The following is a 13,332-nucleotide window of genomic DNA, read 5'->3' as shown; positions in this document are numbered from 1 at the left end:
GCGAGCAGTCGGCCGAGGGTGGACTTGCCCGCACCCGACGGTCCGACGACCGCCAGCCGCTCCCCCGGCTCGATCTCCAGGTCGATCCCGCGCAGCACGTCCCGGCCGTCCCGATAGGCATAGCGCACATCGCGCACCACCAGCCCACGGTGCCGGGGCGCGGGCGCAGCGGGTGCGGACGGAGCAGCGGGTGCGGACGGAGCAGTGGGCGCGGACGGAGCAGTGGGCGCGGACGAAGCGGTGGGCGCGGACGAAGCGGTCAGCGCCGAGGCCGCAGACGGCGCGGAGGCCGCCGAGACCGCAGGCGACGCGGACGGCACAGACGGCGCAGGTGGCGCGCACGGCGCAACCGGCGCGCACGGCGTCCCGCCGCCGCGGCCGGGGGCGCGGTGGACGCCCCGCAGCCGGGCCAGTGACGCGGCTCCGGCCTGGAGGTCGCCCAGGGAGTACAGCAGGGCGTCCACCGGGCCCAGCAGCTGCTGGACGTAGAGGGTGGCCGCGGTGACCGCGCCGAGCGAGACCATGCCGTGGAGCGCGAAGAGGCCACCGACGACCAGGGTCGCGGCCACCGGCAGCACGTAGGCGGTGTCGATGATCGGCAGGAAGACCGTGAGCAGCCCGATCGTCCGGCGCTCGGCCGCATAGGACCCGGCGATGTCCTGGTCCGTACGCTCCGCGCGCCGCTCGGCCAGGCGCAGCGCCTCGACGGTGCGGGCTCCCTCCACGGTCTCGGTGAGGCCCTCCGTGATCCGTGCGTAGGAGGCGCTCTGGTCCAGGAACGCCGCACGCGACCGGCCGAAGAACCACCGGCCCGCGGCCCACAGGACCGGGACCGCGATCAGACAGGGGAAGGCCAGCAGCGGGCCCACCACGACCAGGGCGCCGAGGGTGACGGCGATGGCGACCAGGGCGGTGACGGCCGTGGGGACAGCGCGGCGCACACAGCCCGCGAGTACCTCCACGTCCCGGGTGGTGCGGGTGACCAGGTCGCCCGCACCGGCCCGTTCCACGGTGGCGAGCGGCAGGGCGAGCACATCGCCGACGAACCGTTCGCGCAGCTCGGCCAGGACCTTCTCGCCCAGCCGTGCCGTGGCGTAGGCGGCGGCGTGAGTCAACAGCGCCTGGGCGATGACGAACACGCAGATCAGCAGCGCCGTCCGGGCGATGACACCGTCTCCGTCGTGGGTGTCCCCCACCAGCTCGCCCAGCAGCCCGGGGCCCGCCAGTCCGCAGCCCGCGGCGAGCGCGTACAGGCCGAGCACGGCGGTGAGCTCGCGGGGATGGCGCAGCGCCAGCCGGCGGGCGTAGGCGCGGGTGTCGCGGGCGGGAGCGACGGGCAACGGGGTGGTGGTCATGCCGCCTCCTCCCGCGCCACGACCGCCCGGTAGCGGACGTCGGTGAGCAGTTCGCCGTGCGAGCCCTGGGCGACGGCCTTCGCGGCATCCACGTAGACGACGTGGTCCGCCCGGTCGAGCACCACGGGGCTGGTGGTGAAGACCAGCGTGGTGCGTCCCGTGCGCAGGGCGCTCACCCCGCGGGCGATCCGGGCCTCGGTGTGGGCGTCGACCGCGCTGGTGGGCTCGACGAGGATCAGCACCTCCGGGTCGGCCATGAGGGCGCGCACCAGGCGCAGCCGCTGCCGCTGACCTCCGGAGAAGTTGCGCCCGGACTCGGCGACGAGGTCGTCGAACCCGTCCGGGAGCGCCTCGACGATGTCCCGCGCGCAGGCGGCGTCAATGGCCCGTTCCAGTTCGGTGTCGTCACCCCGGCCGCGGAGCTCCTCGCGCAGCGGCCCGGCGAAGAGGTGGTCGTCGTTGTCGGCGACGAGGATGCGGCGGCGCACCTCGTCCGGCGGCAGATCACCGAGCGGGGTGTCCCCGAGGGTGGCGGCGGAGTCGGTGTAGCGGCCCAGCCGCGCGGCGAGGACCGCGGCGTCGGCGGGGGACGCGCAGGCCACGGCGGTGAACCGGCCCGGCGCCACGGTCAGCCCGGAGGCGGGGTCGGCGAGCGGGGCGGGGCTCTCGTACGGAACGGGGCGGGCGAACGGGGCGTGACCCTCGTACGCAGCGGGGTCGGCGAACGGGGCGTGACCCTCATACCGAACCGGACGAGCGAGCGAACCGGGACCCTCATACGGAACCGGACGAGCGAGCGAGGCAGGGCCCTCATGCGGAACGGGACGGTCGAGCGAACCGGGGCCCCCGCACCCAACCGGGTCGGCGGCGCCGGTGGCGAACTCGGGCCGCAGCGCGAGGAAGGCCGTGATCCGGCGCGCGGCCACATGCCCCTGGGTGAGCCGGCCGGCCGCGGCGGTGAGTCGGCGCAGCGGATCAGCCAGGTAGACGGCGTAGCCGTAGAAGGCGACGAGCTGTCCCGCGCCCATCCGCCCGGTCGCCACATAGTGCGCGCCCAACCAGACGACGGCGGTGGTCAGCAGCCCCGGCAACAGCACCTTGGCGGCCTCGAACAGGGCCTCCACCCGGGCCACCGCCACCCCGGCGGCGCGCACCCGCTGGGAGTCGGCCCGATAGCGGTGGGCGAACACCTCCTCACCGCCGACGCCGCGCAGCACCCGCAGTCCGCTGACGATGTCGACGGCACGGCCGGTCAGCTCGGCCTGCTGCTCACGCAGCCGCTGCTGGCGCCGGTGCAGCGGGCGGATCAGCAGGGACACCGCCCCCACCATGAGCGGCACCCCCAGCAGCACCAGCAGCCCCAGTTGCCAGGAGGTGTCCAGCAGGATGGCCGCGACCACGGCGATGGCGACGACGGCGCCGCTGCCCCGGGCGGTTTCGGCGAGCGCTTCCCCGAGTCGGCCGATATCGGCCACTCCGGCATTCACGATCTCGCCTTTGGCCACCCGTTTCGGCAATGCCGCACCCAGCCGGGCGGCCTGCCGGGTGATGTGTTGTGCGGTGCGGTAGGCGGCGCCCAGCCGGGTGGTGAGGGCGGCGCGGTCGCGCAGAATTCCGGCGGCGGCCTGAATCACCCCGAGGGCCACCACCGCACCGCCCCACAGCAGGAGTGCCCGCTGGTCACCGGCGATGATTCCGGCGTCGATGGCCTTGCCGACGGCGGCCGGGATCAGGGCCTGGGCCAGTACGTGAATAATTCCGTACAAGGCACCGGCGAATATCGCATGACGCTGATATACGGCAAGACATAACAGATAGGATGTCGGTGAGCGATGGTCTGGATTTCCGGGATCCGGATCAGGAAAACGTCGCATGGCGACGTGATGCTAGCGACGCCGCTTCCGCGGGACGGAGTAGTTTTCGCCCGCCTCGCCCGCCTCCCCCGCCGCCCCGCGTGCGGCCTTGAGGCCATGCGTACATCCCGGGGGACCGGGGCACCCGCCCCGGAGAGGACGTGGCCACCCGTCGTACAGCATTGGAGGACACCGTGGCACGGCACACCGACCCGACCCCCACCCACCCGACGCAGCGAGAACCCGGGCCGCCGTCCCCCACCCCGTCGCCCGGTCCCGGTGGCCCGGAACCGGGCCCCGCACCGGGCCCCGTGCCGGGACCGCCCCCGGGCCCGCCACCGGACCCGATCCCCACCCCGCCGCCGGAGCCGCCGCCGAACCCCACCCCCGGGCCCACGCCGGGACCGTCCCCCGACCCGGTGCCCAAGCCGCCGGGCCCCGATCCGGTCCCGGACCCGTCACCGGCCCCGGGGCCCCTGACCTGATGCCATCTGACCCGACGCCGTCCGACCCGACGCCGTCTGGCCTGTTCCCCTCGCCGGGGACACCGAGGCCGGGGGGCGCCCGGGTGGCGTAACAGCGGTGGGTGCCGCGGCGGCCGGGGTGAGACCGTCGGAGCGGAAAAGGAGAACCAGATGTCCACCACCGCTCCGGTCCGTCCCGTCCTCGAGCCCGCCGCCGCCGCATTCGCCGAGGCCACCGCCAAACCGCCGTACCTGTACCAGATGACGCCCGCGGAGGGCCGTCGCACGGTCGACGAGGTGCAGTCCGGTGAGGTGCCCAAACCGGAGGTGGACGAGGAGTGGATCAGCGTCGGCGGCATTCCGGCGGGCGGCGTCAAGGCACGGATCGTCCGTCCGCCCCGGGCCGTCGGCACCCTTCCGGTGATCCTCTACATCCACGGCGCGGGCTGGGTGTTCGGCAACGCCCACACCCATGACCGACTGGTCCGGGAGCTGGCGGTCCGGGTCGGCGCCGCCGTGGTCTTCCCCGAGTACGACCTCTCCCCCGAGGCCCGCTACCCGGTGGCGCTGGAGCAGAGTTACGCCGTGGGCCAGTGGATCGTGGCCCACGGCGAGGGGGCGGGACTCGACGCCTCCCGGATCGCGGTGGCCGGGGATTCGGTGGGCGGCAACATGGCCACCGCCCTCACCCTGCTCGCCAAGGAGCGCGGCGATCTGTCGCTGGTGCAGCAGGTGCTCTTCTACCCGGTGACCGACGCGAGCTTCGACACCGGCTCGTACGAGCAGTTCGCCGAGGGCTACTTCCTCACCCGCGAGGGCATGAAGTGGTTCTGGGACCAGTACACCACCGACCCGGCGCAGCGCTCCGAGATCACCGCCTCCCCGCTGCGTGCCAGCCCCGACCAGCTCACCGGGGTGCCGCCCGCCCTCGTCATCACCGGCGAGGCGGATGTGCTGCGCGACGAGGGCGAGGCGTACGCGGCGAAGCTGCGGAAGGCCGGGGTACCGGTCACCGCCCTGCGGATGCAGGGGATCATCCATGACTTCCTGATGCTCGACGCGCTCCGCGACACCCGGGCTGCGCAGGCCGCGCTCACCCTGGCCGTGGCCACCCTGCGAGACGCGCTGGGCACCTCCTCCTGACCCGGCGCCTCCCCGCCGAGCAGTACCCCGCCGGACGCCTCCCCGCCGAACGTCTCCCCGCCGGACGTCTCCCCCTTGAACGCCTCCCTGCCGGGCCGCGCGTCCCACCGGGCGGCTGGGCCATCTCCGCCGGGCGGCTCCTGAGAGCCCCCGCCCAGCTTCCGGCGCCGCCCATAGTGTGCTTGACCTACTCGGCCCGCTTGGCCTGCTTCGCCTGTCTGGCCTGCTGCTTGAGCTGCTGCTTGTGGGCCCGGACCTGGTCCAGCGACTCGGGCCCGGTGATGTCGGCCACCGAGCGATACGCCCCCTCCTCGCCGTAGACCCCCGCGGCCTCGCGCCAGCCCCTGGGCCGCACCCCCATCCGCTTGCCGAGCAGCGCGAGGAAGATCTGCGCCTTCTGCTTCCCGAAACCGGGCAGTTCGTTCAGCCGCTGGAGCAGTTGACCACCGGACGTGACATCGCGCCACAGGGCGGTCGGGTCACCGTCGTAGTGCTCGACGAGATACCGGCACAACTGCTGGACGCGCCCCGCCATCGCGCCCGGGTAGCGGTGCACGGCGGGCTTCTCCGACAGCAGTGCGGCGAACCCCTCGGGGTCGTGGGCGGCGATCTCATGGGCGTCCAGTTCCTCCCGGCCCAGACGCCGCGCGATGGTGTACGGCCCGGAGAACGCCCACTCCATGGGCACCTGCTGGTCGAGCAGCATCCCGGTCATCAGGGCCAGTGGGTCGCGCTCGAGCAGGGCGTCCGCCTCGGGCTGCTGGGCGAGACGAAGGCGTGCGTTCATCCCCTCTGCATACCCGGCCACGACCTGGGCGAACCGCTTTAAAGTCTCATACACCTCAAAGGCAAGCAAACAGTCATCAATATGGCCGAATTGCGAGGTGTGAGGGCTCATGCGAATCTGGTGGCGACCGCCGTGACATCGGACCACGGAGGCGAGTGACCATGTCAGCAACCGCGACTCGCCAACGACGCCATGACGACACTCCCGACACCGGCGGTGCCTTCCTGCGTCTGTCCCGGCTCCCGTCCGGGCCCGAACGCGACGCGCTGCGCGAGGCGATCATCTGCGCCTGGCTGCCCGTCGCCAAACGCCTGGCGCTGCGCTTCCGCAACAAGGGCGAGAACATGGAGGACCTCACCCAGGTCGCCTCGCTGGCCCTGGTGAAGGCCGTCGACCGCTACAACCCCGATCTCGGACACGCCTTCCCCTCCTACGCGATCCCCGTCATCACCGGTGAGCTCAAGCGCCACTTCCGCGACTATCTGTGGACGCTGCACATCCCGCGCAACATCCAGGAGGTCCGCTCCCGCACCCGCTCCGCACGCGACGCGCTGGAGCAGGAACTCGGCGGGCGCGCCCCCACCGTCACCGAGATCTGTGTCCGCACCGGGATGCCCCAGGAGGATGTGAAGGCCGGCCTGGAGGCCAGCGCCTCCTGCACCCCGCTCTCGCTCAACGCCGCGGTCCAGGGCGCCGAGGAACGGCTGCTCGCCGAGACGGTGGGCGCGGACGACGCCGCGATCGAACGCGTCGTCAACCGCGAGGCGCTGCGGGTGCTGATCGCGGAGCTGTCGGAGCAGGACCGCTACGTCCTGTATCTGAGGTTCTTCGCCGGGCTCTCGCAGAGCCAGATCGGCGAGATCCTGGGCTTCTCGCAGATGCACATATCCCGCAGGCTCTCCCGGCTCTACAGCGAGCTGCGGCAAGGGCTCATGGCCCATACGTAGCACCGGCACCAGCTCGCGCAACCCCCGGCAGGAGGTGGCCAATGCGCTCGGAGACCGCCCGTATCGCCGCGGACGACGCCATGCTCGTGGGCGATCTGGCCCTTCCGGATCAGCCCATCGGCGTCGTCGCGTTCGCCCACGGCAGCGGCAGCTCCCGGCACAGCCCGCGCAATCGCGCGGTGGCCCGGGTGCTCCAGGACGCGGATCTGGCCACCCTGCTGTTCGATCTGCTCACCGAGGCCGAGGAGCGGGTGGACGCGATCACCGCCGAGCTGCGCTTCGACATCCCGCTGCTGGGTCGGCGGCTGGTGGCCGCGGTGAACTGGCTGGGCGGGCACCCGGCCACGGCGGGGCTGCCGGTGGGGCTGTTCGGCGCCAGCACGGGCGCGGCCGCGGCGCTGACGGCCGCGGCGGAGCAGCCGGAGCGGGTGGCGTCGGTGGTCTCCCGCGGCGGTCGGCCCGACCTCGCGGGCGGGGCGCTGAACCGGGTGCGGGCGCCGGTGCTGCTCATCGTGGGCGGTGACGACCACGAGGTGCTGCGGCTCAACCAGCAGGCGGCCGCCATGCTCGCCGCCCCGCAGGAGATCCATGTGGTCCCCGGGGCGAGCCATCTGTTCGAGGAACCCGGGGCCCTGGAGCAGGCCGCCGAGGCGGCGCGCGACTGGTTCGTCCGGATGGCCAAGCGCCCGGCCCGGGGCGCCAAGCGGTGAGCGCCCGGCCCCGGCGGACGCCCCGACGCCCGCCGGGAGCCCGGGGCACGCCCGACGCCCGCCGGCCGCCGGGAGCCCGGGGCACGAGCGTCCCGTGTCAGGCACCCGGCTCAGGCCCGAGCACCTCGGCTCAATCGGCACCCCAGCCCGATCCGTAGCCCAGCTCAGGCACGAGCACCCCACCGGCACGAGCACCCACCCCCGGCTCGCGCACCCCCGCTCAACCACGAGCACCCCGACCCACGCACCGCGACCCCGCTCGACCACAAGCACCTCAGCCCAACCGGCACCCCAGCTCAGGCACGAGCAACCCGACCCACACGCCCCCGGCTCACTCACCACCCCCGGCTCAGGCGCCCCAGCCCGCGTCCCCGGCTCTCACGCACCGTCCAAACCCAGCACCTGGCGCAGGTCGTAGGAGATCGGCTCCTCCAGCTGTTCGTAGGTGCACTGCCGGGGTTCCCGGTCCGGTCGCCAGCGCCGGAAGCGGGCGGTGTGCCGGAAGCGGTCGCCCTGCATGTGGTCGTAGGCCACCTCGCACACCCGCTCCGGGCGCAGCGGCACCCACGACAGGTCCTTGACCCCGGTCCAGCGGCTGGGTCCGCCCGGCATCCGGCCCTGGGCGTGTGCCTCCTCGCGCGCCCAGTCGGCCCAGGGGTGGCCCTCGACGGTCGCCATGCGCAGCGGCTCCAGCTCGGCCATCAGCTCCTGGCGGCGGCGCATGGAGAAGGCGGCGCAGACGCCCACGTGCTGGAGGCGGCCGGTGTCGTCGTACAGGCCGAGCAGCAGGGAGCCGATGCCCTGGCCGGACTTGTGCGTCCGGTATCCGGCCACCGCGCAGTCGGCGGTGCGCTCGTGCTTGACCTTGACCATCACGCGCTCACCGGGCCGGTAGCCGAGGTCCGGGCGCTTGGCCACGATCCCGTCGAGTCCCGCCCCCTCGTACCGCTCGAACCACTGCCGGGCCAGGTCGAGGTCGTCGGTACAGGGGGCGATGTGCACCGGGTCGCCGGCGTCGCGCAGCGCCCCGGTCAGCGCCTCGCGGCGCTCGCTCAGCGGGGTGCCCATCAGCGAGGCGTCGCCGAGGGCGAGGAGGTCGAAGGCGACGAAGCTCGCCGGGGTGTTCTTCGCCAGGAGCCGCACCCGGGAGTCGGCGGGGTGGATCCGCTCCAGGAGGGCGTCGAAGTCCAGCCGTCCGCCGCGCACGATGACGATCTCGCCGTCCAGGACGCAGCGCGGCGGGAGGTTGGTGAGCAGCGCCCCGGCCAGCTCGGGGAAGTAGCGGGTGAGCGGCTTGGTGCTGCGGCTGCTGATCTCGATCTCGTCCCCGTCACGGAAGACGATGGCCCGGAAGCCGTCCCATTTGCCCTCGTAGCGCATCCCGGGCGGGATCCTGGCCACGGCCTTGGCCAGCATCGGCTCGACGGGGGGCATCACCGGAAGGTCCATGATGTCCGATTGTGCGCCCGTGGCGCGCCGCGCGCCCGTCGCGAGCCCTGCCCGTCACCCGCCGCGAGCCGTATCCGTCAACGGTCCGCGCACCCGCCGCGAGCCCTGTCCGTCACCCGCCGCGAGCCGTGCCCGTCACCGGTCCGCCCACCCGCCGCGCGCCGTACCGGTCACGGGCCGCGCGTGTGCGCCGGGAGGCGGCCCGGGGCGGGCGGGCCTAGCGTGGCCGTATGGCAGAGTCGGTGGAGCTCGCGGTCGGCGGGCGCACGGTGCGGGTGACCAACCCCGGGAAGGTGTACTTCCCGGAGCGGGGATTCACCAAGCTCGACCTCGCCCGCTACTACCTGGCCGTCGGCGAGGGCGCGCTGCGGGCGCTGCGGGACCGGCCGACGACACTGGAGCGCTACCCGGACGGGGTCGGCGGGGAGTCGTTCTTCCAGAAGCGGGCGCCGAAGAACCTCCCGGAGTGGATTCCGACCGGCCGTATCTCCTTCCCCAGCGGGCGGCACGCGGACGAGATCTGTCCCACCGAACCGGCGGCCGTCATCTGGGCGGCCAATCTGGGATGTCTGACCTTCCATCCGTGGCCGGTGCGGCGCGGGGACACCGAACACCCCGACGAGCTGCGGATCGACCTCGACCCCCAGCCGGGCACCGACTACGACGACGCGGTACGGGCCGCGGGAGAGCTGCGCGAGGTGCTGGACGAGCTGGGGCTGCGCGGGTGGCCCAAGACCTCGGGCGGCCGGGGGCTGCACGTCTTCGTGCCGATCGCGCCGGAGTGGACCTTCACCCAGGTGCGGCGGTCCGCGATCGCCATCGCGCGGGAGCTGGAGCGGCGGGCGCCGGAGCGGGTGACCACCGCGTGGTGGAAGGAGGAGCGCGGCCGGAAGATCTTCGTGGACTACAACCAGACCGCCCGGGACCGCACCATCGCCAGCGCCTACTCGGTACGCCCCCGCCCCCATGCCCCGGTCTCCGCGCCGCTGCGCTGGGAGGAGGTGCCCGACGCCCGGCCGCGCGACTTCGACCTGGCCACCATGCCGGTGCGCTTCCGCGAGCAGGGCGATGTGCACGCGGACATGGACGGGCACGCCTTCCGCCTGGAGGCCGCGCTGGAGCTGGCCGCGCGGGACGAGCGCGAGCACGGTCTGGGCGACCTCCCCTATCCGCCGGAGCATCCGAAGATGAAGGGCGAGCCGAAGCGGGTGCAGCCGAGCCGGGCCAAGAAGTGATGGCCGGATCGGCGCGTCTGCGAGCATCGCGCCATGGCCCGGCACCGGCGTTGCGCACCACCCCGGCACCTTAAGGCGCCGGGCGCGCTGATCCATCAGGACCGGTCCTGATCCGCCGGGAGCACGGACCTCTCCGGCGGGCGGGGGCGGCACAGCCGGGCCAGCAGCAGGGCCACATCGTCGTCGGGCGCGCCGTGCAGCGCGGCCAGCACGTGGTCGCAGATCCGCTCCAGCGGGCCCTGGTGCCGCCGCAGCAGCTGGACCAGGGTGCGCAGCCCCACATCGAGCGGCTGATGGCGTTTTTCCACCAGACCGTCGGTGAACAGGGCCAGCAGCGCGCCTTCGGCCAGTTCCCGCTCGACCGAGGCGAAGGGGACACCGCCGACGCCGAGCGGCGCGCCGGTGGGGAGGTCGATGAGTTCGGCGCTGCCGCCCGGCTGCACCAGCACCGGGGGCAGATGGCCGGCTGTGGAGATCTCGCACCGCCCGGTGCGCGGATCGCAGACCGCGTACAGACAGGTGGCGATGGACTCCCCCAGGCTGGGCGTGATCTCGTCGAGGTGGCACAGCAGCGTGGCCGGGGGCAGACCGAGCCGGGAGAAGGCCCGGGTGGCGGTGCGCAGCTGACCCATGATCGCCGCGGCGTGGATGCCCTTGCCCATGACGTCGCCGACCACGAGGCCGACCCTGCCGTCCGGAAGGGGCAGCACATCGAACCAGTCGCCGCCGGCGGCGCTGACCGCGGGCAGATACCGGGAGGCGATCTCCATGCTCTCCAGGTCGCGTGGCTGCTGGGAGAGCAGACTGCGCTGGAGGGTGAGCGCGGCGTCGCGTTCGCGGGCGTAGAGCCGGGCGTTGTCGATGCACATGGCGGCGCGGATGGCCAGTTCGCAGGCGAGGGTGAGGTCCTCCTCGTCGAAGGGCTTGGGGTTGAGGGTGCGATGCAGGCTGAGGGTGCCGAGCACAGTGCCCCGGGCGGTCAGCGGGGCGGCGATGTAGGAGTGGACGCCCTCGCGCATCAGCACCTCGGCGGCGGCGTCGTCCCGCGCGATCCGCCGTACGTCCTGCTCGGTCACGTACGGCAGCAGCACCGGCCGGGCGTCGCGGACGCACTGGGTGATCACCCGGGTGGGGTCGTAACGGGCGATCTCACCGACCGGGTCCGCCGCGTGGACGGCGCCGGTGGGATAGCCGGCGGCGACGGCGAGCGCCCGGAACCGGGCCGAGCCGTCGGTCCACACCCGGGGCGTGGCCTCGCGGTGCACCACGGAGTCCAGGACATCGACGGCCGCCAGGTCGGCGAGCCGGGGCACGGTCACATCGGCCAGCTCCTGGGCGGTCTGCCGCAGATCCAGCGTGGTGCCGATGCGGACGCTCGCGTCGGCGATCACTGCCAGCCGCTCCCGTGCCTCGGCGACCTCGCTGGCCTCCCGGTGGCGCCGGGAGATGTCCATGACCGAGACGGCGATGCCCAGGATCCGGCCACTGGGGTCCTCCAGCCGGTAGTACGACTCCGACCAGGCGTGGTCGTGGTCCGGGTCGGCGGGGGACCGGCCGATGCTCTGCTGGTCCAGCAGCGGTTCACCGGACTCCAGCACCTGCCGCATCGCGCCCTCGATGGCCTCGCTGTCGAGCCCCGGCAGCACTTCCCCGATGCGGTGGCCGCGCACCTGGGCCTCGGTCACGGCGTTCATCTGCTGCAGGGCCGGGTTGGCGCGCAGCCAGCGCAGCTCGGTGTCGAACACCGCGAGCCCCACGGGCGACTGTCTGATCAGGAACCCGGATACGGCCAGATCGGTCTCCAGCCGTCGTACGGTCCCCTCGTCGGCGGCCAGCCCGAGCGCGTAGACGTCGCCGTGCACATCGCGCAGGCCCATGGTGCGGAACTCCACCTTCAGGGTGGTGCCGTCCGGGCGGCGGACCGGGAAGACACCGGCCCAGGTGTCGCCCGCCCGTACCCGCGCGAAGAGGTCCACGGCCGCCCGCCGGTCCCGCGGGTGGACCAGCAGCTTGTCCGCGCGGCGCCCCAGCGCCTCGGCCGCCCGGTATCCGAACAGCTGCTCGGCCTCCGGGCTCCACAGGGCGATCCGCCCGTCGGCGTCCAGCACCACGGCGGCGACCCGCAGCAGATCGAGCACCCCTCCCGGGCCGGCCGCCAGCCTGCCGTCGCCCGTCTCGCTCTCCTGGTCAACACGGTCATGCGTTGTCATACCGGCACCTCACCGGCTCGCCGTGCCCTCCTTCTGTCATACCTCGCGCGGCGGGCCACCGCACACGCGTGCGCCGGGCGGACACGGCCGGGGTTCCCGGATCAGATGGTGAAGGGCCGCTGCCGGACGAAGGCCGGGTTCGCCACGCCCGCCTGGACGAAGTCGGGCGTCTGGTCGGGTGGCATCCGCTTGACGACCTCCCGGTGCAGTCCACGGTAGCTGCCCGCGAAGGCGCCGTCCCGCCAGACCTCCAGCAGCGTGCCGGTGAACAGGCCGTTGACGATCCCGTCGGCGGAGGTCTGGTTGTCCTGGCAGCCGGAGATCTTCAGCACGCTGGCGTCGATCCTGGTGAGGTCCTTGGCGGTGCGGGTGTTCTGGATCCGGTCGTAGGCGTCGCGGTCGCGCCGGTAGACGGCGGACTGCACCGACTGGGGCATGGCCCGGATCCTGCGGCCCACCTCCTCGGGCTCGGCGGTGCGGAAACGGCGGTCGAGCTCCTGGGCGCTGAGCGTCTCGGGCAGCCGCCCGGCCACGGTGCCGCTGTGGCAGCTGTCGGACAGCAACCAGATCCGCACCCCCTTGGCGAACTTCCCGAAGAGCTCGAACAGCTCGTCATCGACCAGCTGCCGGTCGTAGAGCACCCAGGTCTCGTCGAGGCGGTCGCCGGTCTCGTCGTGGTTGAGGTCGGGCACCTGACCGCCGTGGCCCGCATAGCTGAGGAAGAGGATGTCCCCCTCGGCCAGCCGCCCGGCGGCGGCCTCCAGGGTGGCGGTGACCGTCTCGGCGGTGGCGGCCGCGCTCAGCAGCGGATCGGTCACGTCGAACCCCGCGGCGTCGGCGAGGCGGGCCATGTCCACGGCGTCCTGCTCACCGGCGCCCAGCTCCCCGCTCCAGCCGTCGTACGCGGCGGGATCGACCTGGTTGAGTCCGATATGGACGGAGAGGCCGGTTGCCATGGGGGCTCCTTGGGTCGAGGACGGGCGGCGGCTCACCACACGCGTCACTAAGCGATGATGGGGTGCCCCGCCACGCCACGCCCTGTTCTCCGGCCCCATCCGGAGGAGGTGTCCCGCCCGGAAGAGGCGTCCCGCCCCGAGAGGAGGCGCCCCACACGCCCCTTGCCCCTCCGGCCCCGCCCGTACGTGTGTCCCTCCGGCCCCGCCCGTACATGCACTCCCG

Annotated in this window: 10 protein-coding genes; 4 read left to right on the top strand and 6 right to left on the bottom strand. The window is 73.3% G+C overall.

Annotation, left to right across the window (positions count from 1 at the left end; all coding sequences use genetic code 11):
- Together AXW62_RS17360 and AXW62_RS17355 are read right to left on the bottom strand one after the other, a co-directional pair.
- A partial coding sequence (locus AXW62_RS17360; protein ID WP_252368634.1) for an ABC transporter transmembrane domain-containing protein occupies window positions 1-1,355 on the bottom strand: 1,355 nt, incomplete at its 3' end.
- Window positions 1,352-3,121 (bottom strand): ABC transporter transmembrane domain-containing protein, encoded by a 1,770-nt coding sequence (locus AXW62_RS17355; RefSeq protein ID WP_252368633.1) that lies wholly within the window; start codon window positions 3,119-3,121, stop codon window positions 1,352-1,354. The genes AXW62_RS17360 and AXW62_RS17355, both read right to left, overlap by 4 nt.
- A 722-nt stretch (window positions 3,122-3,843) precedes the next feature.
- On the opposite strand from AXW62_RS17355, the gene AXW62_RS17350 reads away from it, so the two are divergent.
- Window positions 3,844-4,815: an alpha/beta hydrolase gene (locus AXW62_RS17350; protein WP_060945327.1), complete on the top strand. Its 972-nt coding sequence runs from the start codon at window positions 3,844-3,846 to the stop codon at window positions 4,813-4,815.
- Between the two features lie 187 nt (window positions 4,816-5,002).
- On the opposite strand, the gene AXW62_RS17345 is transcribed toward AXW62_RS17350, so the two are convergent.
- A complete protein-coding gene (locus AXW62_RS17345) occupies window positions 5,003-5,602 on the bottom strand; it encodes an HhH-GPD-type base excision DNA repair protein (protein WP_060945326.1) in 600 nt (199 codons plus the stop codon).
- A 161-nt stretch (window positions 5,603-5,763) separates the two neighbouring features.
- Between AXW62_RS17345 and AXW62_RS17340 the strand changes: the two genes are divergently transcribed.
- Together AXW62_RS17340 and AXW62_RS17335 are read left to right on the top strand one after the other, a co-directional pair.
- Window positions 5,764-6,549 (top strand): sigma-70 family RNA polymerase sigma factor, encoded by a 786-nt coding sequence (locus tag AXW62_RS17340; protein WP_030828930.1) that lies wholly within the window; start codon window positions 5,764-5,766, stop codon window positions 6,547-6,549.
- A gap of 41 nt (window positions 6,550-6,590) precedes the next feature.
- Complete coding sequence (locus AXW62_RS17335) at window positions 6,591-7,259, top strand: dienelactone hydrolase family protein (protein ID WP_060945325.1); 669 nt, start codon at window positions 6,591-6,593, stop codon at window positions 7,257-7,259.
- A 378-nt stretch (window positions 7,260-7,637) separates the two neighbouring features.
- On the opposite strand, the gene AXW62_RS17330 is transcribed toward AXW62_RS17335, so the two are convergent.
- Complete coding sequence (locus AXW62_RS17330) at window positions 7,638-8,708, bottom strand: ATP-dependent DNA ligase (protein ID WP_060945324.1); 1,071 nt, start codon at window positions 8,706-8,708, stop codon at window positions 7,638-7,640.
- A gap of 230 nt (window positions 8,709-8,938) precedes the next feature.
- On the opposite strand from AXW62_RS17330, the gene ligD reads away from it, so the two are divergent.
- Window positions 8,939-9,943, top strand: coding sequence for a non-homologous end-joining DNA ligase (ligD, locus tag AXW62_RS17325; protein WP_060945323.1), 1,005 nt, complete (start codon window positions 8,939-8,941; stop codon window positions 9,941-9,943).
- A 95-nt stretch (window positions 9,944-10,038) separates the two neighbouring features.
- On the opposite strand, the gene AXW62_RS17320 is transcribed toward ligD, so the two are convergent.
- A complete protein-coding gene (locus AXW62_RS17320) occupies window positions 10,039-12,153 on the bottom strand; it encodes a SpoIIE family protein phosphatase (protein ID WP_060945322.1) in 2,115 nt (704 codons plus the stop codon).
- Between the two features lie 101 nt (window positions 12,154-12,254).
- Window positions 12,255-13,109 (bottom strand): caspase family protein, encoded by an 855-nt coding sequence (locus tag AXW62_RS17315; RefSeq protein ID WP_060945321.1) that lies wholly within the window; start codon window positions 13,107-13,109, stop codon window positions 12,255-12,257.
- Window positions 13,110-13,332: the final 223 nt, after the last annotated feature.

Source organism: Streptomyces hygroscopicus subsp. hygroscopicus (genome assembly GCF_001553455.1).
Classification (GTDB): Bacteria; Actinomycetota; Actinomycetes; order Streptomycetales; family Streptomycetaceae; genus Streptomyces; species Streptomyces hygroscopicus.
Note: the sequence above shows the minus strand (reverse complement) of the source record. Positions and strands in the feature narration are given on the sequence as shown.

Excerpts from the sequence above, each read along its gene's own strand:
- AXW62_RS17350 (WP_060945327.1), top strand. The coding sequence starts at position 3,844 with ATGTCCACCACCGCTCCGGTCCGTCCCGTCCTCGAGCCCGCCGCCGCC.
- AXW62_RS17345 (WP_060945326.1), bottom strand. The coding sequence starts at position 5,602 with ATGAACGCACGCCTTCGTCTCGCCCAGCAGCCCGAGGCGGACGCCCTG.
- AXW62_RS17340 (WP_030828930.1), top strand. The coding sequence starts at position 5,764 with ATGTCAGCAACCGCGACTCGCCAACGACGCCATGACGACACTCCCGAC.
- AXW62_RS17335 (WP_060945325.1), top strand. The coding sequence starts at position 6,591 with ATGCGCTCGGAGACCGCCCGTATCGCCGCGGACGACGCCATGCTCGTG.
- AXW62_RS17330 (WP_060945324.1), bottom strand. The coding sequence starts at position 8,708 with ATGGACCTTCCGGTGATGCCCCCCGTCGAGCCGATGCTGGCCAAGGCC.
- ligD (WP_060945323.1), top strand. The coding sequence starts at position 8,939 with ATGGCAGAGTCGGTGGAGCTCGCGGTCGGCGGGCGCACGGTGCGGGTG.
- AXW62_RS17320 (WP_060945322.1), bottom strand. The coding sequence starts at position 12,153 with ATGACAACGCATGACCGTGTTGACCAGGAGAGCGAGACGGGCGACGGC.
- AXW62_RS17315 (WP_060945321.1), bottom strand. The coding sequence starts at position 13,109 with ATGGCAACCGGCCTCTCCGTCCATATCGGACTCAACCAGGTCGATCCC.